General features: G+C 60.0%; 17 protein-coding genes and 1 pseudogene. 6 read left to right on the forward strand and 12 right to left on the reverse strand.

Going from position 1 to position 21,200, the window contains the following annotated elements:
• Positions 1-122: 122 nt before the first annotated feature.
• Positions 123-1,703, reverse strand: coding sequence for a glucose-6-phosphate isomerase (gene pgi, locus ACHMXK_RS19560; protein ID WP_397442187.1), 1,581 nt, complete (start codon positions 1,701-1,703; stop codon positions 123-125).
• Entirely contained in the window at positions 1,700-2,647 is a 948-nt protein-coding gene (gene tal / locus ACHMXK_RS19565) for a transaldolase (protein ID WP_397442188.1), read from the reverse strand. Before tal ends, pgi begins: the two co-directional genes overlap by 4 nt.
• Positions 2,648-2,764: 117 nt before the next feature.
• Between tal and zwf the strand changes: the two genes are divergently transcribed.
• Together zwf and ACHMXK_RS19575 are read left to right on the forward strand one after the other, a co-directional pair.
• Positions 2,765-4,231, forward strand: a complete 1,467-nt coding sequence (gene zwf / locus ACHMXK_RS19570; RefSeq protein ID WP_397442189.1) for a glucose-6-phosphate dehydrogenase — start codon at positions 2,765-2,767, stop codon at positions 4,229-4,231.
• A gap of 147 nt (positions 4,232-4,378) precedes the next feature.
• The gene (locus ACHMXK_RS19575; protein ID WP_318408392.1) at positions 4,379-5,227 is read left to right on the forward strand and encodes an SIS domain-containing protein; all 849 of its coding nucleotides are present in this window, start codon (positions 4,379-4,381) and stop codon (positions 5,225-5,227) included.
• Between the two features lie 553 nt (positions 5,228-5,780).
• On the opposite strand, the gene ACHMXK_RS19580 is transcribed toward ACHMXK_RS19575, so the two are convergent.
• The 8 genes and pseudogenes from ACHMXK_RS19580 to ACHMXK_RS19615 form a co-directional block, all read right to left on the reverse strand.
• Complete coding sequence (locus ACHMXK_RS19580; RefSeq protein WP_397442190.1) at positions 5,781-6,809, reverse strand: ABC transporter ATP-binding protein; 1,029 nt, start codon at positions 6,807-6,809, stop codon at positions 5,781-5,783.
• A complete protein-coding gene (locus ACHMXK_RS19585; RefSeq protein ID WP_397442191.1) occupies positions 6,806-7,774 on the reverse strand; it encodes an ABC transporter ATP-binding protein in 969 nt (322 codons plus the stop codon). Before ACHMXK_RS19585 ends, ACHMXK_RS19580 begins: the two co-directional genes overlap by 4 nt.
• A 212-nt stretch (positions 7,775-7,986) precedes the next feature.
• A pseudogene (locus tag ACHMXK_RS19590) lies at positions 7,987-8,915 on the reverse strand (ABC transporter permease).
• Complete coding sequence (locus ACHMXK_RS19595) at positions 8,915-10,495, reverse strand: ABC transporter substrate-binding protein (protein WP_397442192.1); 1,581 nt, start codon at positions 10,493-10,495, stop codon at positions 8,915-8,917. Before ACHMXK_RS19595 ends, ACHMXK_RS19590 begins: the two are co-directional and overlap by 1 nt.
• Positions 10,496-10,528: 33 nt before the next feature.
• Complete coding sequence (locus tag ACHMXK_RS19600) at positions 10,529-11,761, reverse strand: M20 aminoacylase family protein (RefSeq protein WP_397442193.1); 1,233 nt, start codon at positions 11,759-11,761, stop codon at positions 10,529-10,531.
• Positions 11,761-12,741 carry an ABC transporter permease gene (locus ACHMXK_RS19605; protein ID WP_397442194.1) on the reverse strand — a complete coding sequence of 327 codons (981 nt, stop codon included), beginning with the start codon at positions 12,739-12,741 and terminating at the stop codon, positions 11,761-11,763. The genes ACHMXK_RS19600 and ACHMXK_RS19605 overlap by 1 nt, the downstream gene beginning before the upstream one ends.
• 263 nt (positions 12,742-13,004) lie before the next feature.
• Positions 13,005-13,670, reverse strand: a complete 666-nt coding sequence (locus tag ACHMXK_RS19610) for a DUF3047 domain-containing protein (RefSeq protein ID WP_397442195.1) — start codon at positions 13,668-13,670, stop codon at positions 13,005-13,007.
• Between the two features lie 305 nt (positions 13,671-13,975).
• A complete protein-coding gene (locus ACHMXK_RS19615; RefSeq protein WP_397442196.1) occupies positions 13,976-15,109 on the reverse strand; it encodes a porin in 1,134 nt (377 codons plus the stop codon).
• 292 nt (positions 15,110-15,401) lie between these two features.
• On the opposite strand from ACHMXK_RS19615, the gene ACHMXK_RS19620 reads away from it, so the two are divergent.
• Positions 15,402-15,665 (forward strand): type II toxin-antitoxin system Phd/YefM family antitoxin, encoded by a 264-nt coding sequence (locus tag ACHMXK_RS19620; protein WP_397442197.1) that lies wholly within the window; start codon positions 15,402-15,404, stop codon positions 15,663-15,665.
• 6 nt (positions 15,666-15,671) lie between these two features.
• Positions 15,672-16,289 (forward strand): 2-polyprenyl-3-methyl-6-methoxy-1,4-benzoquinone monooxygenase, encoded by a 618-nt coding sequence (gene coq7 / locus ACHMXK_RS19625; protein ID WP_397442198.1) that lies wholly within the window; start codon positions 15,672-15,674, stop codon positions 16,287-16,289.
• Between the two features lie 67 nt (positions 16,290-16,356).
• On the opposite strand, the gene ACHMXK_RS19630 is transcribed toward coq7, so the two are convergent.
• Positions 16,357-16,827: an OsmC family protein gene (locus ACHMXK_RS19630; RefSeq protein WP_397442199.1), complete on the reverse strand. Its 471-nt coding sequence runs from the start codon at positions 16,825-16,827 to the stop codon at positions 16,357-16,359.
• Between the two features lie 259 nt (positions 16,828-17,086).
• Positions 17,087-18,379, reverse strand: a complete 1,293-nt coding sequence (locus ACHMXK_RS19635) for a hypothetical protein (RefSeq protein WP_397442200.1) — start codon at positions 18,377-18,379, stop codon at positions 17,087-17,089.
• Here ACHMXK_RS19635 and ACHMXK_RS19640 point away from each other — a divergent pair, their 5' ends adjacent.
• Both ACHMXK_RS19640 and ACHMXK_RS19645 read left to right on the forward strand, forming a co-directional pair.
• Positions 18,380-19,531, forward strand: a complete 1,152-nt coding sequence (locus ACHMXK_RS19640; protein WP_397442568.1) for a porin — start codon at positions 18,380-18,382, stop codon at positions 19,529-19,531.
• Positions 19,532-19,933: 402 nt separating this feature from the next.
• Positions 19,934-21,052: a porin gene (locus ACHMXK_RS19645; RefSeq protein ID WP_397442201.1), complete on the forward strand. Its 1,119-nt coding sequence runs from the start codon at positions 19,934-19,936 to the stop codon at positions 21,050-21,052.
• The last annotated feature ends 148 nt before the right edge of the window (positions 21,053-21,200 follow it).

The raw sequence follows: 21,200 nt of genomic DNA on the forward strand, positions 1-21,200 counted from the left end.
ACCGCGGAAGGCAGAAACGGGTTGAGGCATGGTGCGGAAAGAAGGTTGTCAGATCAATGCCAAGAGTTGACCATGAAGCGCCACGGTCCCGCAACGAAATACTGCACACCGCCGCCAGGCAATCAGGCCGAATTGATTCTTCGCAACAGCCCCGAGGTCGATCCGTCCAATCCCGTGGCATCACCCGTCGCCAGCCTGGCTTCTATATCCCGAGCCAGCACCTTGCCAAGCTCCACCCCCCACTGATCGAAACTGTTGATGCCCCAGATCGCGCCGCTGGTGAACACGCGATGTTCCTGCAGCGCGATCAACGCACCCAGGCTGGCAGGCGTGAGTTCATCAAGCAACAAGAAGGTGCTGGGCCGGTTGCCGGGGAAATGTTTGTGACCGCCCACATCGTCTTGACCCTGCATCAAGGCTTGGGCTTGCGCCAGCACATTGGCCAGCAGCTTGTCATGGTGGCCGGGCAGGCCATGGCGGGCCTGGGCCACGGCCACAAATTCGACCGGCACCACATCGGTCCCCTGGTGCAACATCTGGAAATACGCGTGCTGGCCGTTGGTCCCGGGTTCGCCCCAAAGCACAGGCGCGGTGGCAAAAGGCAGGGTCCGGCCATGCTTGTCCACACGTTTGCCGTTGCTCTCCATTTCCAGCTGCTGCAAATACGCCGGCAGGCGGCGCAAGGCGCTGCTGTAGGGCGCGATGCTGCGGCTGGTAAAGCCATAAAAATTGCGGTACCAGACATCGAGCAGGCCCAGGCGCACCGGCAGGTTTTGCGCCAGCGGCGCGGTCTGGAAATGTTCGTCCATCGCGTGGGCGCCGGCCAGAAAATCCTTGAAACCCTGCGCACCTATGGCGATCGCCAGCGGCAGGCCGATAGCCGACCACAGCGAATAACGCCCGCCCACCCAGTCCCAGAAGCCGAAGGTGGTGTGGATGCCGAAAACCTGGGCCGCTGCCACGTTGGTCGTCAGCGCGGCGAAATGGCGCGTGATGTCCTGGCCGCCCTGCGCTTCAAACCAGTGTTTCGCCGACAAGGCGTTGGTCATGGTTTCAGGCGTGGTGAACGTCTTAGACGCCACCAGGAACAAGGTGTTCTGCGGTCTGAGCTGATCCAGCACCCCAGCCAGTTCCTCGCCATCGACGTTGGAGACAAAGTGAAACCGTTTGCCCGGCAACCGGAAGGCCTCCAGCGCCAGCACCGCCATTTGCGGGCCGAGGTCGGAGCCGCCTATGCCGATGTTGACGATGTCGGTGATGGCCTCGTCTCCGCGCACCTGCTCCGCGTAGGCCAGCATGGCATTGCGCGTCTCCTGCGCCTGAGCCTGCTCTTTCGCTATGTTTTCAATAGCTTCCTGCGCCCGTCCTTCCTGGGCTGGAGCCGGATTTCTTAACAAGAAATGCATGGCCGCACGGTTTTCGGTGCAATTGACCTTCTCGCCGGCAAACAGGGCGTCGCGGTATTGCTCGACGCCACACTGGCGCGCCAGGTCCAGCAGCAAGGCCTGGGTAGACGTATCGATCAGGTTTTTGGACAGGTCGGCAAACACATAAGGCGCGTCCTGGCTGAACTCTGCAAAGCGTTGGGGATTGGCGGTAAAAGCAGCACGCAGGTCGAACTTTTTTCCGGACGCGTCAAAACGCGCTTGCAGCGAGGCCCAGGCCGGGGTCTGGTCGCAACGGGTGGTGGTGGGCATGCTCATGCGGCAAGCATCAACTGTTCCAGCTTGAGCGCATCGGCGGCAAACGCACGTATGCCTTCGGCCAGCTTCTCGGTGGCCATGGCGTCTTCGTTGAGGGCGTAGCGGAAAGTCACTTCATCAAAATTGACGGCCGGCAGGTCCAGCGCCTGGGCGGCTTGGGCGTCCAGGGCGCGTTGCAGCGGCGCCTCGCTGGCGGCCAACTGGGCCAGCAGATCGGGGCTGATGGTCAGCAGGTCGCAACCGGCCAGCGCGGTGATTTGCCCGACGTTGCGAAAACTCGCACCCATGACTTCGGTGCTTATGCCGAAATGTTTGTAGTGGTTGTAGATCTCGCGCACCGATCTCACGCCGGGATCGTTGGCACCGGCCTTCTCGGCTTCGTTCCAGGCGACGCCGGCGGACTTTTTGTACCAGTCGTAAATGCGCCCGACAAAGGGGGAAATCAGCTGCACCCTGGCCTGACCGCAGGCCACCGCCTGGCAGAAGGAAAACAGCAGGGTCAGGTTGGTATGGATGCCGCGGTCTTCGAGCCGGCGCGCGGCCTCTATGCCTTCCCAGGTGGCCGCCACCTTGATCAGCACGCGGTCGATGTGAATGCCCTCGGCCTCGTACAACTCGATGATGCGTTCGCCGCGTGTGAAGGTGGCGTTGCTATCAAAACTCAGGCGTGCATCAATTTCGGTCGACACGCGGCCGGGAATCAGCGACAAGATTTCGCAGCCAAAACGCACCAGGAGGCGGTCCATGGTTTCGTCCAGCGCCCGGCCGCGGAACTTCGCCATCGTCTCAAGCAGCAGCGGCTGGTAGTCAGGCTTTTGCACCGCCTTGAGGATCAGCGACGGATTCGTGGTCGCGTCCTGCGGCTTGAAGGCATCGAGCTGCTTGAAGTCGCCGGTGTCGGCGACCACGGTGGTGAACTGTTTGAGGGCTTCGAGTTGGTTCATGGTCAAAGTGTAGTTGGGCAACTGCAGAAACCGCGTCAGGAAACTGCCCGATTGAGTTACGATTATGACCACATCATATGAAACTTTATTACATTACGCACTGGAAGGTTGGCAACAATGAGCTTTGATCTGGTCCTGTTTGGCGGTACGGGCGACCTCACCTGGCGCAAATTGATGCCCGCGCTGTTTCAGGCTTTCCGGCATGGCTCGCTGCCCAAAGACGGGCGTATTTTGGGTGTGGGCCGCGACGCCCTGACCGATGCGCAATACCGCGCGCTGATCCAGTCGCGTTTTGACAGCGTGGATCTGGCCAAACGGCCCAGCGCCGACGAGTTCGAGCGGTTTGCCGCCCTGCTGCACTATGTGCGCATGGATTTGTCACAGCCCGCCGACTATGCGCTGCTGGCCGACACCTTGCAGTCGCGCCAGGCCGACACCGTGGTGATGTATTTGGCCACCGCGCCGGCGCTGTTCACGGGGATTTGTGAAAACATGGCGGCCGTCGGACTCAACGGGCCGCAGACCCGGGTGGTGCTGGAAAAACCGCTGGGCCACGACCTGGCATCCAACCGCGCGATCAACGAAGCCGTGTTGCGTGTGTTGCCGGAAAAGCAAATCTTCCGCATCGACCACTACCTGGGCAAACCTTCGGTCCAAAACCTGTTTGCAATGCGTTTTGGCAACTCGCTGTTCGAGCCGCTGTGGCGCCGCGAAACCATTGCTAACATCCAGATCACGATTGCCGAAGAACTGGGCGTGGAAAAACGCGGCGCCTTTTACGACAACACCGGCGCCCTGCGCGACATGGTGCAAAACCACGCGCTGCAACTGCTTTGCGCGATTGGCATGGAGCCGCCCATCAACGCCCATGCCGACGCCATCCGAGACGAAAAGCTGAAGGTCTTGCGTTCGCTCAAACCCTGGACGCCGGAGACACTGAAGCAACACGTGGTGCGCGGCCAATATGTCGCCGGCAGCATCAACGGCGCGGCCGTGTCCGGCTACCGGCAGGAAAGCGGCGTCAACCCGGACAGCCGGACCGAAACCTTTGTGGCGCTGCGCACCGAAATTGCCAACTGGCGTTGGGCCGGCGTGCCGTTTTATATACGCACCGGCAAACGCCTGGCCGAGCGTGACGCCCATATTGAGGTGAACTTCCGGCCCACGCCACATGCGATTTTCAAATCGCCGCAAGGTGCAGGCAACCGGCTGGTGATCAATCTGCAGCCCAAGGACGGGCTGGAGTTGCACCTGCTGGCACAAGGCCAGGACAACCGCCTGGGCGCCCGTGTTGCCAGCCAGACCCTGGCGCCGGTACAACTGGACCTGGACTTTGACAAACGGTTTGGCACCGAACGCGTGGGCGCTTATGAACGCCTGCTGCTCGACGTGATCAACGGCCGCCTGAACCTGTTTGTGCGCAGCGACGAGCAGGAAGAAGCCTGGCGCTGGGTCGAACCGATTCTGGACGCCTGGCAACAAGACACGGCCGGCCCGCGCCCCTACGCTGCCGGCACCTGGGGACCGAGTGCGTCCAGCGCGATGATCGCCCGGGACAACTATTGCTGGAGTGAGGAATGTTAAGAATGTGGCCCCCACGGTCGTTCGCTTCGCGTAACTCCCTGCCCCCCGAGGGGGCCGTTGCGCCTGCGGCCCGGCAAAGCCGGTTCCGCGGCCCTGGCTGGCAACAGCCAATCCTGCACGCCGTGCGCGACTTTGGGGGCCTCTCCAGTGCTTGACCGGATCAAGGCCTCCTTGCCGTCCCTGGCGCCGGCCGAACAGCGGGTTGCGCACCTGGTGCTGAGCGACCCACGTGCGTTTGCCAATCTGCCGGTGACGGAGCTGGCGTCGCGCGCGCATGTGAGCAAGCCGACGGTGATTCGTTTTTGCCGCAGTGTGGGTTACGACGGCCTGTCCGACTTCAAGCTCAAGCTGGCCGGCAGTGTCAGCGAAGGCGTGCCTTTTATCCACCGCAGTGTGGATGTGGACGACAAGACCAGCGATGTGCTGGTCAAGGTCATCGACAACACCGTGGCGGCTTTTTTGAAATACCGCAACGACGCCAGCTCGGTGGCAATTGAAAAAGCCGCCCATGTGCTGGCCGCCACTTACCAGACCGGCCAGCGTATCGAGTTTTTCGGCGTTGGCAATTCCGGCATCGTGGCGCAGGACGCGCAGCACAAGTTTTTCCGTCTGGGCGTGCATTCGATTGCCTACAGCGACGGCCACCTGCAGGTGATGAGCGCCTCGCTGCTGCGGCCGGGCGACTGTGTGGTGATCATCTCGAACTCGGGCCGCACGCGCGACCTGATGGATGCCGAAGGCATCGCCCGGAAAAATGGCGCGACCACGATTGTGATCACCGCCAGCGGCTCGCCACTGGCCGCCGCCGGTCACATCCACCTGGCGGCCGACCACCCGGAAGGTTATGACCGCTACAGCCCCATGGTGTCGCGCCTGCTGCATCTGATGATCATCGACATTCTGGCGACCTGTGTGGCCTTGCGGATTGGTGGTGACAGGCTGCAGCCTATGCTCAAGGAAATGAAGAACAATTTGCGTAGCAAGCGGTACGCTTGAGGCCCTCGCCATTCAAAACCGTCTTTGACACGGGTTGTTTGTGGTGTGCCTACAAGCCGGGGGTAGCCCGGCAGCTACTCACTTTCTTTTGCTTCGCCAAAAGAAAGTAAGCAAAGAAAAGGCGACCCCGCTGTCTGCGTCCCCTTCGCTGACGCTCAGGGGCAACCTGCGGTGCTCGGTCCAGCCGGGGTCGAGCTCGAACTCGCTACGCTCAGACAATCGCTCGCCCTGATCCGACTCGCCCTGCGCTCCTCGGCGCAGACAGAAGGGGGGTGGGAGCGGGAACAAATCCGGGGAGACGAAGGCGCTTAGCGCGCCCTCGTCGGTCAAGAGACCGTCATTCATGCACGCGTTTGCAGCACACAAGGCCAAATGAAGTCCCCCTCCATCGCCCAGCGGGGCGAGGGAGGGGTTAGGGGTGGGAGTGGGGAGTCCGTCCTACTGCCCCAAGCAAACTGCAAAGCAGCGTGATGCCAAAAAACCAAATCTCTTAATAAAAATAGGCCTCCAGCCCTTACAGGACGAACATAAGCAGCTATAAAAACAATAACAACTAAATACGCCCCTCTTCCACCGCATGGCAAGCAATCTTCACGCCCCGGATGCTCAGGAGCTGCGGTCGCTCGTTGCGGCAGCGATCGTTGACATGCGGGCAGCGCGGGTGGAAGGTGCAGCCGGACGGCGGGTTCAGCGGGTTGGGCACTTCGCCTTGCACCGGCGTGCGCGCCTTGCCGGTGTCGTGCATCTTCGGAATCGCGTCGAGCAACATGCGAGTGTAGGGATGGCGCGGGCTGGCGAACAGGGTTTGTTTGTCGGCCAGTTCCACCAGTCGCCCCAGGTACATCACGCCGACCTGGTCGCTGACGTGGCGCACCACGGCCAGGTTGTGCGAGATGAACAAATAAGTCAGACCGCGCTCGCGCTGCAGGTCTTTCATGATGTTGAGCACCTGGGCCTGCACACTCACGTCCAGCGCCGAGGTGGGCTCGTCACACACCAGAAACTCCGGCTCGGTGGCCAGTGCGCGCGCAATCGAGATGCGCTGGCGCTGCCCGCCCGAGAACTGGTGCGGGTACTTCAACATGTCCAGCGGGGACAGACCCACCGACTTGAGCAGTTCGCCCACGCGGGTTTTGAGTTCTTCCTCGTCGGTGATCAGGCCGTGTTCCTTCAGCGGCTCACCGACAATGTCCTCGACAATCCAGCGCGGGTTCAGGCTGGCATACGGGTCCTGGAAAATCATCTGAATGCGGCGCCGCAATTGCCGGCCTTCCGGCGTCTTGAACGCGGCATGCGCGTCCTGGCCGTCGAAGTTCATCCCGCCGTGGGTGGGCTCGTACAAACCCACCAGCAATTTGGCGACCGTGCTTTTGCCGCAACCCGACTCGCCGACCAGCGCCAGCGTTTTGCCTTTTTCAATCTCAAAACTGACACCGTCCACGGCCTTGAGCATGAGTTTGGGCTTGCGTTCGATCACGCGGTTCAGCCAGGGTGGCGACACATCAAAAGTCTTGGCCAGATCACGGGCCTGAACCAAGGCTCCTGTCGCGCCGCTTCCGGCCATATCCTTGGTCATGCTCATAGCGCACTCCCGGCATGCAGCCAGCAGGCGGCACGTGTCGCGCCGGCCGGCAGCAGGTCTGGCCGCTCCTGCTTGCAGCGGTCAAACACCTTGGGACAACGCGGGTTGTAGGCACAACCGGCGGGGATGGCATTCAGGCGGGGCATGGCACCGTCAATCTGGTTGAGTCGCTCGCGGTCCAGCGTGATGTCGGGAATCGCCGCCATCAGGCCTTCGGTGTAGGGATGGGACGGGCGGTTGATCACTTCATGCACCGGGCCGATCTCGGCAATCCGTCCGGCATACATCACCGCAACGCGGTCACAGGTTTCGGCAATCACCCCCATGTCGTGGGTGATCAGCATCACGGCGGCGCCGTGTTTTTTACAAATGCTTTTGAGCAGGGTGATGATTTGCGCCTGGATGGACACATCCAACGCGGTGGTCGGCTCGTCGGCAACAATCAGCTTGGGCTCGGCGGCCAGCGCCAGGGCGATCACCACACGCTGGCGCATGCCGCCCGAAAACTGGTGCGGGTAATGCTCGATGCGTTGCTCGGCCGCCGGAATGCCGGTGTCCTGCAACAGCGAAATGGCACGCTGGCGGGCTTCCGCCGCACCGACCGGCAAATGGGTTTGTATCGTCTCGATCAGTTGCCGGCCCACCGTGTACAGCGGATTCAGCGAGGTCAGTGGGTCCTGGAAAATCGCGCCTATCTTGCGCCCGCGGATGTGGCGCATCTGCTCGTAAGGCAAGTTATCGATACGCTGGCCTTCCAACAATATCTGGCCACTGCCTATACGCCCGGGTGGTTCCAGCAAGCCGATGATGGCGGCGCCGGTCAGCGACTTGCCAGCCCCGGATTCACCCACCACGCCGAGAATTTCACCCGGCGCGATCTCGAAGGAAATGTCGTCCAGCGCACGCAGCGTGCCGTGCCGGCCTGGAAACTCAACCACCAGGTTCTTGACTTGCAAAAGACTCATTGGAATATCTCAATCACCGAAGCGGAAACGTGAAGCCAGGTTTTTCCGCCGGGCCGCCCCAAGGAAAAATGCCCCCCTTCAGAGGGCAGCGTAGTACGCGAAGCGACAAGCGTGGGGGTCATCGGCCGCAGCGAAGGGCCGCCCCGAGCAAGGCCAGCCCCCTCGGGGGGCAGCGCAGTACACGCAGTGACAAGCGTGGGGGTCATATCTCTTTAGCGCAGCCGGGGGTTCAGCGCATCACGCAGCCAGTCGCCCAGCAGGTTGACCGACAAGGCAATCAACACCAGGACCAGACCGGGAAACACAGTGATCCACCAGTTGCCGGAAAAAAGAAACTTGTTGCCAACCTGGATCAGGGTGCCCAGTGAAGGCGAAGTCGGCGGCACGCCCACGCCCAGAAAAGACAGTGTTGCTTCGGTGATGATGGCCGTGGCCACCTGGATGGTGGCCAGCACCATGACTGGCCCCATCACATTGGGCAACACATGGCGGCGCATGATGTGCCTGGGCGACACACCGGTGACGCGTGCGGCCTGCACATATTCCTTGTTGCGCTCGACCAGGGTCACGCCGCGCACCGTGCGCGCATATTGCACCCAGCCGGACTGGCCCATGGAAATCGATAACACCAGCACACCCAGCGCCACCCAATGGCCCGCATCCGGAAACACCGCCTTGCCCACACCGGCAATCAGCAAGGCCACCAGAATGGGCGGGAAGGACGACATGACATCGCAGATACGCATCAGGGCGGCGTCTATCCAGCCACCCCGAAAGCCGGCCAGCAGGCCCAGCGACACTCCCGCCGCCACCGACAAGGCCACCGAGGCAAACCCCACCAGCAGCGAAATGCGCGCACCGTACATCAGGGCCGACAGAATGTCGCGGCCTTGGTCGTCGGTGCCCAGCCAGTATTTGGGATTACCGCCGTCCATCCAGGACGGCGGCAAAAGGCATCCGACAGCTCCAGCGTGGCCAGGTCCATCGGATTGTGCGGCGCCACCCAACCGGCAAACACCGCACAGAAGACACAGACAAAAGCGATCACCGCCGCCACCACCGCCATCGGGGAGGTGCGAAAGCTGTAGCCGATATCGCTTTGCCAGGCCCGGTGGGCCCAGTTTCCAGTCAGGCTTGTCATCACTTGACCGTCACGTATCTCCACATCATGCCGTTATCCGGCCACTGGACCAGATCCACGTTTTTCTTGGCACCCCAGTTCAGGGTTTGCGCATGCAGTGGCAAATGGCCGACGTCGTCCTGATGGATCTTGATGGCCTCATGAATCATGTCGTTGCGTTTTTTGATATCGGTTTCCGAGGCAATCTTGTCGGTCAGTTCATCGAACTTGGGATTGCTGTAGGCACCCAGGTTGAACTGGCCGCGGCCACCGTCACCTGGCGTGGACATGATGGCGTACAAGACGTTGTGGGCATCCACGGTGCTGGAAGTCCAGCCCAGCATGTAGAAGCTGGTGTCGCGGCGCAAAATCTTGGGGAAATACGTGCCCTTGGTTTCGACCTCAAGCTTGATCTTCACACCGACACGCGCCATGTTGGCGGCCACCGCCTGGCAGATGGCGCCGTCATTGACGTAACGGTCATTCGGGCAGTTCATGGTGACTTCAAAACCGTTCGGGTAACCGGCTTCGGCCAGCAGCTTCTTGGAAGCCTCCGGGTCATAAGGCAGGCGTTTTTCCAGGTCAGGCGCATAACCGTTGACCTGCGCCGGGAACATCTGGGCAATCGGCATGGACGCGCCCCGCATCACTGTGCGCTTGATACCTTCGATATCGATGGCCTGGTAAAAGGCCTGGCGCACACGTTTGTCCTTGAAGGGGTTTTTGCCTTTGACATTCGAGAACAGCAGTTCATCGCGCTTCTGGTCCATGCCCAGGAAAATCACGCGCAGCTCGGGGCCTTGCAAGACCTTGAGGTTGGAGGCGGCCTTGACGCGACCCACGTCTTGCACCGGAATCGGCTCCATCGCGTCGATCTCGCCGGAGATCAGCGCAGCGACGCGGGTGGCGTCGTTGCCAATCACGTTGAAGATGACTTCATCGACATTGCCTTCGATCTTGCCCCAGTAGTTGCCGTTGCGCACATAGGTGGTGCGCACATTCGGCTGGCGTTCACGCAGGCGAAATGGGCCGGTGCCGTTGGCGCGGAAGGAGGCCGCGTTTTCAATGCCTTTGCGGCGGTCCACCGGCTTGGTCGCCTGGTTGGTTTCGCACCACTTCTTGCTCATGATGTTGAAGTGTGTGAACAACTCCGGCAGGATGGGAAAAGGCGCGATGGTGACGATGTCGATGGAGTGATCGTTGAGCTTTTTGATCTCCTTGATCTGGCCGACATAAGTTTTCATGTCGGAGCCATCGCTCTTGGCACGCTCGTAGCTGAAGATCACGTCATCGGCGGTGAACGGCGTGCCATCGTGAAACTGCACACCCTTGCGCAGCTCAAACCGCCAGACCGTGGGCGAGGTCTGCTTCCAGCTGGTCGCCAGCGAGGGGGCGAGTTTGTAGTCACGGCCCCGTGTGACCAGCGGTTCGTAGACGTTTTCGTTGACGCTGATCTGCAGCGACTCGTTGAGCGAATGCGGGTCCATCGACAAGGCGTCGCCCTGGTTGCCAACCCGCAAGGTAACCGCCGACGCTACCAAACTTGTAGCTGTCAGCGCAGTCCCCATCAGGGATAGAGCTGCTTTTTTCTTGAAATTCATGAGGTTCTCCTGTTGAAATGGATAAGGCTGGCGCTAAGTGGACAAAGGCATGGACTGCTCCACCAGGCCCGCATGCAAAGCAGCGCCCAGCGGCAAGATGTCGTCATTGAAGTCGTAACGGGTGTTGTGCAGAAAGCAGCTGCCGACGCCGTTCTCGGCGCCCTGGCCGATACGCATGTAGGCACCGGGCTTGACCTGCAACATGAAAGAAAAGTCTTCCGCTCCCATGCTGGGCGCCATGTCCCGCACCACGTGGTCGGTGCCCACCAGGGTTTCGACCACATGGGTGGCGAACCGGGTCTCGTCGTGCGAGTTGATGGTGGCAGGATAAATACGTTCGTAATGAACGCTGGCCGTGGCGCCAAAACCCAGCGCCACGGCGCTGCACAACTCGCTCAGCCGGCGTTCGACCATGTCCTGCACCTCTGAACTGAAGGTGCGCACGGTACCAACCAGCGTGGCCTTGCCGGGCACCACACTCATGGCGCCCAGGTCGCCGGCCTGCATCGCACAAATGCTGAGCACGGCGCTATCGATCGGGTTGGCATTGCGCGACACAATGCTTTGTGCCGCGGTGATGATGTGCGCCGCCACCAGCACCGGGTCCACCGTCATGTAGGCATGGGCGCCATGGCCGCCGCGGCCGGTGATGTCGATGGTGATGCGGTCCGCCGCAGCCATCATCGGTCCCGGCCGTATGCCCACCGTGCCCGGCCGCATGGCCGGCCAGTTGTGCATGCCGTACACCGCCTGCACCGGAAAACGGTCAAACAGGCCGTCCTCGATCATGATGCGGGCACCGGCAAAACCTTCTTCACCCGGCTGGAAAATCAGCACGGCGGTGCCGTCAAAGTTGCGTGTGGCGGCCAGATAACGTGCGGCACCGACCAGCATGGCGACGTGACCGTCATGGCCGCAACCGTGCATCAGGCCGGATTTGGAAGACTTCCAGGCGAACTCGTTGTGCTCCGTCATGGGCAATGCGTCCATGTCGGCGCGCAGACCGATCATCTTGCCGCTGTTGCTGCGTTGCCCCTTGATGACGGCCACCAGGCCGGTCTTGCCAATGCCGGTGTGGATCTCGTCCACGCCGCAGCGCTGCAGGGCTTCCTTGACCCGCGCACCGGTATACAGCTCTTCAAAACCGAGCTCGGGATGCGCATGCAGATCGCGCCTGAAAGCCGTCAGTTCCGGGTGGAAGGCGCTGATCTGGGCAAAGGCCCGGCCATTGGCTTTCAGGGTGGGGGTAGGGCGAGACGCTTGCATCAATGGCCTCCCGCGTTGCTTACGCGCAAGCGCGGATCGACGGCGAAATACAACATATCGACCACCAGGTTGATCACCACAAAGATCAGGGCAATCAGGCACAGATAGGCAGCCATCACGGGGATGTCGGCAAAGGTCACGGCCTGGATAAACAGCAAACCCATGCCTGGCCACTGGAACACGGTTTCGGTGATGATGGCAAAGGCGATCAACCCGCCCAATTGCAAACCAGTGATGGTCATCACCGGCACCAGGGTATTTTTCAGCGCATGGCCAAAATGGATGGCGCGGTTGGAGAGGCCGCGTGCGCGCGCAAACTTGATGTAGTCGGTGCGCAGCACTTCGAGCATTTCCGCCCGAACCAGCCGCATGATCAAGGTCAGCTGAAAAATCGCCAGCGTGATCGCCGGCAACACGATGTGGTACCAGCCATCAACGGTCAGCAGGCCGCTGCTCCACCAACCCAGTTGCACCACCTCGCCGCGTCCGAAGCTGGGAAACCAGCCCAGGCCCACCGAGAAAAACAGGATCAGCAAAATGCCGATCAGAAAGGTCGGCAGCGACACCCCCAGCAGCGAGATGGTCATCAGCACCTGGCTCATGAAGCTGCCGCGTCGCAAGGCCGCATACACACCCATGGGAATACCGACCACCAGCGCCAGCACAGCCGCGACCAGTGCGAGCTCCATGGTGGCGGGAAGACGTTCGGCAATCAGGCGTGAGACCTTGGCGCCCTGGCGCAGGCTCAAGCCAAACTCACCCTGCACGGCATTGGTCAGAAAGTGGGCAAACTGCACAAAAAAGGGCTTGTCCAGCCCCAGATCGGCGCGCAGCTGATTGATTTGATCGGGCCTGGCATCCTGCCCGAGAAGAAACACCACCGGATCACCTACATACTGGAAAAGCATGAACGCCAGAAAGGCGACGGTGACCATCACGATGACGGACTGAAACAGACGGCGGAGTATGAATGCGAGCATCGGGTGAAGGTTGGATCGAGAGCCGATGCTAGCAGAGCAAGCGCCGTGCCGACACCGGGATTTCCTTAGGCTTCAAGGAGCGAAAACAGGGAAAATCCCAGCGCTTTTCAGCGCTGACGCTTACTAAAAATCAGGCGTGATCAAACACCCATGAAGGTCATGGGCGAGGTGCTCTGCACCCCATGGACGCGCCACCTCCAGGTTGATCAGGCCCGGGGCCGCGATGTCACCTCCCCCCTTGGCGGCAAGGTGCAGGACGATGTTTAATTCGCGCGCGCAGCGGTCCCAAGCGTGACAGGCCCATACCAGGCCTGGGTCGTCGAACGCGTGTTGTCGCTGTCCGTCATGATGCCTATGCCCACCAGCGCACCCGGCGCCTCACCGAAGGCCTTTTCATAGTCCGCGCGTATATTGCGCTCGTAATCCACCCACTGGCGCAACCGGCCCTCGCCAGATTCGACCACCAGCTTGCGTATCCTGTCGGTGCGTGGGTTGACAATCACACTGCCTGGCGGGCGCGAGTTGCACCACACATACATCAAGGTGGCGTAGGGCATTTCCTCACCGGTCAGGGCGCGCGCAAGCTCGGAGAGCATGGCATTTTTGCCGGAGAACTTGCTGCGATCACCCTCGAATGCCAGAACAATACGAACCGGAGAATCGTCCGCATCGCGCAGCGCCATGTCAGCCTGAGCGATCAGGTCAGGCACTTTCCATGAGAAGCGGAGGCTGTCCAGCTCGGCAGGCTCAATCCGAACCGCCTGGCGCACCATGCTGGCCGAAGATTGGGCATGAACCGCCATCGCATCGCGGCCGTCCTTGCGGACGTAGCTGAACTTGCTGGGCTGCTTGCCCGGCAACTTGTAGTGTTGCCACGCCAACGCATCACCGTTACCGCCAGAGGCCAATGTCCACGGCGTTGGGGGCAAGCGCCCATCCACTGCTGCGGAACCGCCAGACAAAGACGAGCAGGCCGCCAGTTGCAACAAAATCCAAAGTCCAATAACTTGCCCTGCGATACGAAGCATAGGTTTGCGTTCCATTTCAATGATGCTCGAAGTGTAAGAGCGGCCGACCTCGCAGCCCACACCCGCTGAACAAAGTTCCCACGCCCTAACTGAATCAAAGCAGCCAAAGAACTCCGCCAATTGCCATAAAAGTAAAAAAGCCGCCAAGTCGTGAAACTTGGCGGCTTTGAGCTTTGAATCTCAAGCTGGCTTAAGCCAGCGAGGGATTAGAAAGCGTGGCGGATACCCAGGTACAACTGGCTGGCGGTCTGGCCAACAGTGTTGTTAGGCGTGCCGTTCAGCGAACCTTGGGTGTACAGGGCGTAACTAGCAGCAGCCTTGTTGTTCAGACGAGCGTAAGACACGCCCACCGAAGTGCGCTTGGACAAAGCGTAGTCGTAGCCAAGGGAGAACAGCGAAGCACCGCTATCAGCAAGGGTCGTGCCGTTGTTCTTGATGTTGCTGGCCTTGGTGTAGGTGGCCAAGAAAGTACCTGCACCCAGTGGCACGGTCACAGGGATGGACCAGACGTTACGCTTGGCTTTGGCATCAGCACCACCGATGGTACCGGTGTTGAGTTCCGAGTTGTCATAGGTCAGGCCAACGGTGGCGACGCCAAAGTTGTAGTCACCAAACAGCGTGTAAGCCTTTTGCGTGCCGCCGGTACCAGCAGCGCCAGCGAGCTGGTTTTCCTGCTTGGCGTCCCAGATAGACAGGCCAGCCTTGATCGGGCCATTGCCGTAGTTCAGGCCAAGATTGTACGCACGGCCTTTGCCTGCGTCGCCAACGGTGCCTTCAGAGCCTTGGAAATTGGTGCTGTAGTTCAGCTGACCCTGGAAACCGGAGAAGTTAGGCGTCGTGTAACGGATCACGTTTTGCGAACGGCTGGCGTTGGCAATGGCTTGAGCAGCACCACCACCATTGACAAAACCGAGCAGTGCGCAGCTGGAAGCCTGCAGAGCGGTGGAACGCGAGCCATGCTGGTCAGAGCCCAGGCAGTAATGGGTATCCATCTTGCCGATTTGGATCATGCCCAAGCCGCCGCTCAGGCCGACAAAGGTGTTACCACCAGCCAGGGGGCTGGAAGTGGGTGCGGCACCGTTGTCGTCAACGCGGAAACGGGTGTCGATCTGGAACACGGCTTTCAGGCCGCCGCCGAGGTCTTCGGTGCCGCCGATGATGAAGCGCGAAGAACCGTCAGAAACGCTCAGGCCGCTGCCAGTCACGGCGCCGGCTGGGCCGTTCGAATATTTGGTCTGGGCAACGCCGCCCTTGATAATACCGGACAAGGTCACGGTAGACTGAGCAAAGGCTGCGCCCATAACGGACAGTGTAGCCAGAGCAACTAGGGATTTTTTCATTGCGAGTTTCTCCAAGGTTAAACATAGGGCTCCAGGATTTCGGATCCCCGGGCCAACCTCCAATTAGGAAGTTGTATGTATTGCACCAGAGGCCGAAGGCTTTCGCAAAGGAATTAGCCGGTTAAATCCAATTTCGTTGCAGCTCTGCAACACATGTCGACCACTTGGCAAGGCGATCACCACTCGCCCTTGATGAGACAGTCTAACCAAACCGACTTGTACTACAATTTGTACTACATTCCATTGATCTGATTAAGAAAACTGGCGATTTTGGTCAGAATCGCCTTACCAAATGAAATATCAGTACATCTCCCTGCGGGAAGCCAATCAGAACTTTTCCCGGCTCATCGCTGCAGTGGAGCGCGGTGAGGCTTTTTGCATCACACGGCGCGGCCACGAAGTGGCACGCCTGACACCCTCGCCCGCCTCCGCCCTTGCGAACAAGGCCCCAGCTGCAAGCGCCACGACGAGCGCATCTCTGGATGAACGTGTGATGCAGCTTGAGACGCGGCTGGATAAACTGGCCTCTGCGCTCCCCACCACCGATACAAAGTAATACGCCATGGATGTCCTGCTCAATGCCGCCGATAGCGCCCTGCGCACCCTGTTTTCCAAGCCGCATGCGGCCCGAAGCTGCCCTACCGTGCCCGGCCAGGCGACCGAGTTGAGCATGCCCGACAAGGCGCTGGCCGGGGCGTTGATGCGGGTCAACCATGTCGGCGAGGTCTGCGCCCAGGCGCTTTACGCCTCGCAGGCCCTGAGCACCCGAAACCCGGCCTTGCGCCAGCATTTCATAGCCGCCAGCAAGGAAGAAGGCGACCACCTGGCCTGGACCCGTGAGCGGCTGGACGAACTGGGCACCCAACCTTCGCTGCTCAATCCCTTGTGGTACGCCGGTGCGTTTGGCTTAGGCTTGCTCGCCGGGCGACTAGGCGACAAGATCAGCCTGGGCTTTGTGATGGAGACCGAGCGCCAGGTGGAAGCTCATCTGGCCAGCCACCTGGATCGTCTGCCGGAAGGCGACCATGCGTCACGCGCCATCGTGGCGCAGATGAAAGACGACGAAGCGCGCCATGCGCAAGATGCGCAAGGTGCGGGGGCGTTTGAATTGCCCCAGCCCGTCAAGGCGCTGATGCGAGCTTCGGCCAAAGTCATGACCGCGACCGCGCACTACATTTAAGTCGCTACTTTTTTAATAGCTACTTACGCTTTCCAGACAAGGTCTAGAGCCATATTTCTCCTAAATTTCAAGCTTCCTGCAGCTCAAAACTGGTGGTGATGTCGGCCGTTTTGCCGAGCATGATGGTGGCGGAGCAGTATTTGTCATGGCTCATCGCTATGGCGCGCTCCACCACACTGGCCGCGATACCGTGTCCCGTCACCACAAAATGCATGTGAATTTTGGTGAACACCTTGGGATCGGTTTCGGCCCGTTCGGACGTGAGTTTGACCGTGCAGCCGCGCACATCATGGCGGCCCCGCTTGAGAATCAGGACGACGTCATACGCCGTACAGCCGCCGGTGCCGGCGAGCACGGTTTCCATGGGTCGGGGCGCCAGATTGGCGCCGCCGTTTTCCGGCTTGAGAGCGTCAGGAGCGCCGTCCATCTCCAATGTGTGGCCGCTGCCGGTCACGGCCAAAAACCCCATGGCCGAACCTGAAGTCTTTGTGTTTGCGCCAGAAGTGCTCCCACCGGTCCAGCTCACTGTGCATTCCATGAATCACCACCCTTTAAAACGAGAAATATTTGGATAAAAGCTAAAAAAGTTTATTTTTCACAACAGATTATTGCTGCGCTGCAACACGTCTCCGTTATACTGAAATCATCGCACGAACACGCAAGTGTTTTCGTGCAATGGTTGTCTCCTCCATCCCTCCAAGGGTGGATTTACAGGCCCAGACCGCAAGGTCTGGGCCTTTTTCTTGCCCGCACTACTTTGCGCTGCGCTCGCCAGACGCAACCCGCCGTGATGCCGCTTATTTTTGCCGCATGACACGCCGGCTTTGCAGCATGCCCACGTTCATCTCGCCTTCCAGCGTGGAGGCATAAAAATTCTCGATCATGTCGACTGAGGTGCGCGCATTGCGGGCCAGGGTCAACATGTCAATGCCCTGGCCATACAGCAACCTGAAGGTAATGGCCGTGTGGCGCAGGCAATACAAGGTGCGGGCCTGCCCGCGGTTGTCGGACAGGGCCATGCCGGCCTCCCGCAAAATCCACTTGAGCCAGAAATTCATCACCGCCAGCACATGTTCGCGATTTTTTTCCTTGGGTAAAAACAGGTAGTCATCCGGGCCGGCATAACCATCGCTGCGCGCCTTGGCCAGCAAGGATTCATAAATCCGGACCGCAGGCCGCAGCGTCACCACCGGTTTGTCATGTTTTTTGGTGGTCGGCAGGGTCAGCCGGAGGTACACCCGCTCACCCCGGATGACTTCAATATGTTTGTGCTGCATCAGCTTGATGTCGCTGGGCCGCACAAAGCTGTTGACCATGAAGCCGATCAGCCAGTACATGTCCTGCGGCATGGTCCGGAACTTGGGAGTCACCCAGAAACGCTCCCGGCCGCTGACGCTTTCCTTGACGCAGGGGGCGAGCGCCCCCTGGCGCACCAGCTGTTTGGCGGTACGCAGCATTTGTTTGTACTGGCTCACGCTGAAAGTGGAGCGCGGCTGGTTCTGAATGGTGATTTTCGGTATTTCCGGGATTTCAGAGATCCATTTGCGGGACCAGGCCAGCTTGAGCACCTTGCGCACAATCACCAGGTGCTGGCTCATGGTGGTCGCCGAGCGCTCCAGTGCGGCCATGCGGTTGATCAGGGCCTGAAGCTGCTCGGCCTGCACCTCCCCAATCAGCACATGACCCAGCACCGGCAAGATGGTGGCATTCAGCCGGCCTTTGATAATCGCCACCGATTCAGAACTGTAGGCTCCGCGCAACGCCCGGCTGGCCTCCAGCAACACCATTTTTTGCGCCACCTCGGCAAACGTCAGGGAGGAGCTGGTGGGCGGGGCAATTTCTATCGGCGTGGCCGGGGACAGATTGCGGCCAGCGTCCCCGCCACTTTCGTGCAGGCGATGCAGCCAGTCACGAGAAACCACATAAAACAGGGCCTTGTCGTGCTCCATGACAGCCACAGGCCCGGAACTTTTCACCAACCCTGACAGGCTGGCACTGGGGTTCCGAAGCTCGGAAAGGCTGACAGTGTAGTTGGCGTGAATTTTTTGCACGATGCACAACATGTTGTCTTCATGAAAATCACCATTCATATGAGTTTGTCTCCAACAGAAAGTTCTATTTTTTTGACGTGGACGGTAGCTGCTCTGGCTGCATTCGCCGCTGTTAGCGCTTTCGCCCAGTCTTCCGTGACTTTGTCCGGCACCATCAAGGGCGGCGTCGCCCAGACCAAATATTCGAACGGCCCAGCCGGCACGACCAATGGCAGCGGCCTGAGCGTTGCTGACGGTTCTTCGCGTTTCATCATCGGCGGCACCGAAGACCTCGGCGGCGGCCTGAAAGCCGTGTTCCAGATCGACACCCGTTTCCGCGTTGACGACAACGGCGGCGCACCCACTTCCAGCCCCCTGGCCAGCGGCAACACCTTCGTCGGCCTGAGCGGCGGCCTCGGCACGATCCAACTGGGCAAGATGGACACCCATTACTGCCTGGGCTCTGACCAGCACGGCTCGCGCGCTACCGCACAGCAGGCCTCCAGCTGCGGCATCCTCGGTTTTGTCGGCAATGCTGGCGCAGCCATCGCCAACGCCAGCCGCTCGACCAACACGATCCGCTACACGACGCCTAGCTTCTCCGGCTTCCAGGGCCAGTTGAACTACAGCACCAGCTTCAATGGTCCTGAAGGCATCCCCGGCGACGCAGGCAAAGGCCGTGCAGCCAATGCTGGCCTGAACTACGGCAATGGCCCGATCAAGGCCGGTGTCTCCATCTGGGATGCCAAGTCGGAAAGCCGCATTGCCGGTGTTGCCCGTGCTGACCAGAAGGCTTACACCTTGTTTGGCGACTACAACTTTGGCGTTGCCACCGTCGGCCTGACTTATGACAATTCGGAAATCAACAGCGGCCTGATCGGCGCTGCTGACTCCAAAAACAAGCGTAGCGCCTGGTCCATCCCTGTGACCGTGCCCATGGGTGCAGGTACTTTCCTCGCTACCTACACCAAGGCCAGCAACATCAAGAACAACGGCACCACCGTTGCTGACTCCGGCGCTTCGCTGTTCTCCGTCGGCTACGACTACTCCCTGTCCAAGCGCACTTCGGTGGGTGTCTCTTACGCTCGTCTGAACAACAAGGCCAACGCCGGTTACGCGCTGTACACCCAGGCTTCCCTGAACGGCACGCCTAACAACGCTGTTGGCCAGGACGCCAGCCAGTTGTACCTGGGCATTCGCCACGCTTTCTAATCCCTCGCTGGCTTAAGCCAGCTTGAGATTCAAAGCTCAAAGCCGCCAAGTTTCACGACTTGGCGGCTTTTTTGTTTCCAAGCCACCGACAGCGCTGCCACTCTAGCCTTTTACACAGGTACGAGCGAAAGAGCTTCAAACCCTCCTGCGCAAGACGAGCTTGCACAACCAGGCAAGAGCGCCAAGCGCAACCCAATACTTGCCCTGCATGTGACTCATGAAATCCAAGCAAAACGCCCTACCACAAAAAAAATACCCGCCAAGAGCTCCATAAAAGCAATTTAAACGGGTTTGGCACAAAAATACCTCCAAACTGCTGGTTTAATCGGGAAGACCTTGAAAGCCAAGGTCAATACAAGGGTGCAAACCCTAGTTTTTCAATTAACTTCAAAAACTCTCGTAATGAAAAAATCTCTCGTTGCCTTGGCAGCATTCGCCGCTGTTAGCGCTTTCGCCCAGTCTTCCGTGACTTTGTCCGGCACCATCAAGGGCGGCGTTGCCCAGACCAAATATTCGAACGGCCCAGCCGGCACGACCAACGGCAGCGGCCTGAGCGTTGCTGACGGTTCTTCGCGTTTCATCATCGGCGGCACCGAAGACCTCGGCGGCGGCCTGAAGGCTGTGTTCCAGATCGACACCCGTTTCCGCGTTGACGACAACGGTGGCGCCCCCACTTCCAGCCCCCTGGGTTCCGGCAACACCTTCGTCGGTCTGAGCGGCGGCCTCGGCACGATCCAACTGGGCAAGATGGACACCCATTACTGCCTGGGCTCTGACCAGCACGGTTCGCGCGCTACCGCCATGCAGGCATCCAGCTGCGGCATCCTCGGTTACGTCGGCAATGCTGGCGCAGCCATCGCCAACGCTAGCCGCTCGACCAACACCATCCGTTACACCACACCTAACTTCTCCGGCTTCCAGGGCCAGTTGAACTACAGCACCAGCTTCAATGGTCCTGAAGGCATCCCCGGCGACGCAGGCAAAGGCCGTGCGGTCAATGCTGGCCTGAACTACGGCAATGGCCCGATCAAGGCCGGCCTGTCCATCTGGGATGCCAAGTCGGAAAGCCGCATTGCTGGTGTTGCCCGTGCTGACCAGAAGGCTTACACCTTGTTTGGCGACTACAACTTTGGCGTTGCCACCGTTGGCCTGACTTATGACAACTCGGAAATCAACAGCGGTTTGGTTGCCGGCGCTGATGCCAAAGCCAAGCGTAGCGCCTGGTCCATCCCTGTGACCGTGCCACTGGGCGCAGGTACTTTCCTGTTCACCTACACGAAAGCCAGCGACATCAAGAACAACGGCACGACCGCTGCGGATACCGGCGCTTCGCTGATCTCCGTCGGCTACGACTACTCCTTGTCCAAGCGCACTTCGGTGGGTGTCTCTTACGCTCGTCTGAACAACAAGGCCAACGCCGGTTACGCGCTGTACACCCAAGCTTCCCTGAACGGCACGCCTAACAACGCTGTTGGCCAGGACGCCAGCCAGTTGTACCTGGGCATTCGCCACGCTTTCTAATCCCTCGCTGGCTTAAGCCAGCTTGAGATTCAAAGCTCAAAGCCGCCAAGTTTCACGACTTGGCGGCTTTTTTTTGTTTTCGAAGCATTGTCAAAAACCACGCCCTCGATTCGGTGCGTTGCTCCTGCAAAGAATCTCTCCACCCTGC

This window comes from Polaromonas sp. UC242_47, from assembly GCF_044452385.1.
Classification (GTDB): Bacteria; Pseudomonadota; Gammaproteobacteria; order Burkholderiales; family Burkholderiaceae_C; genus Polaromonas.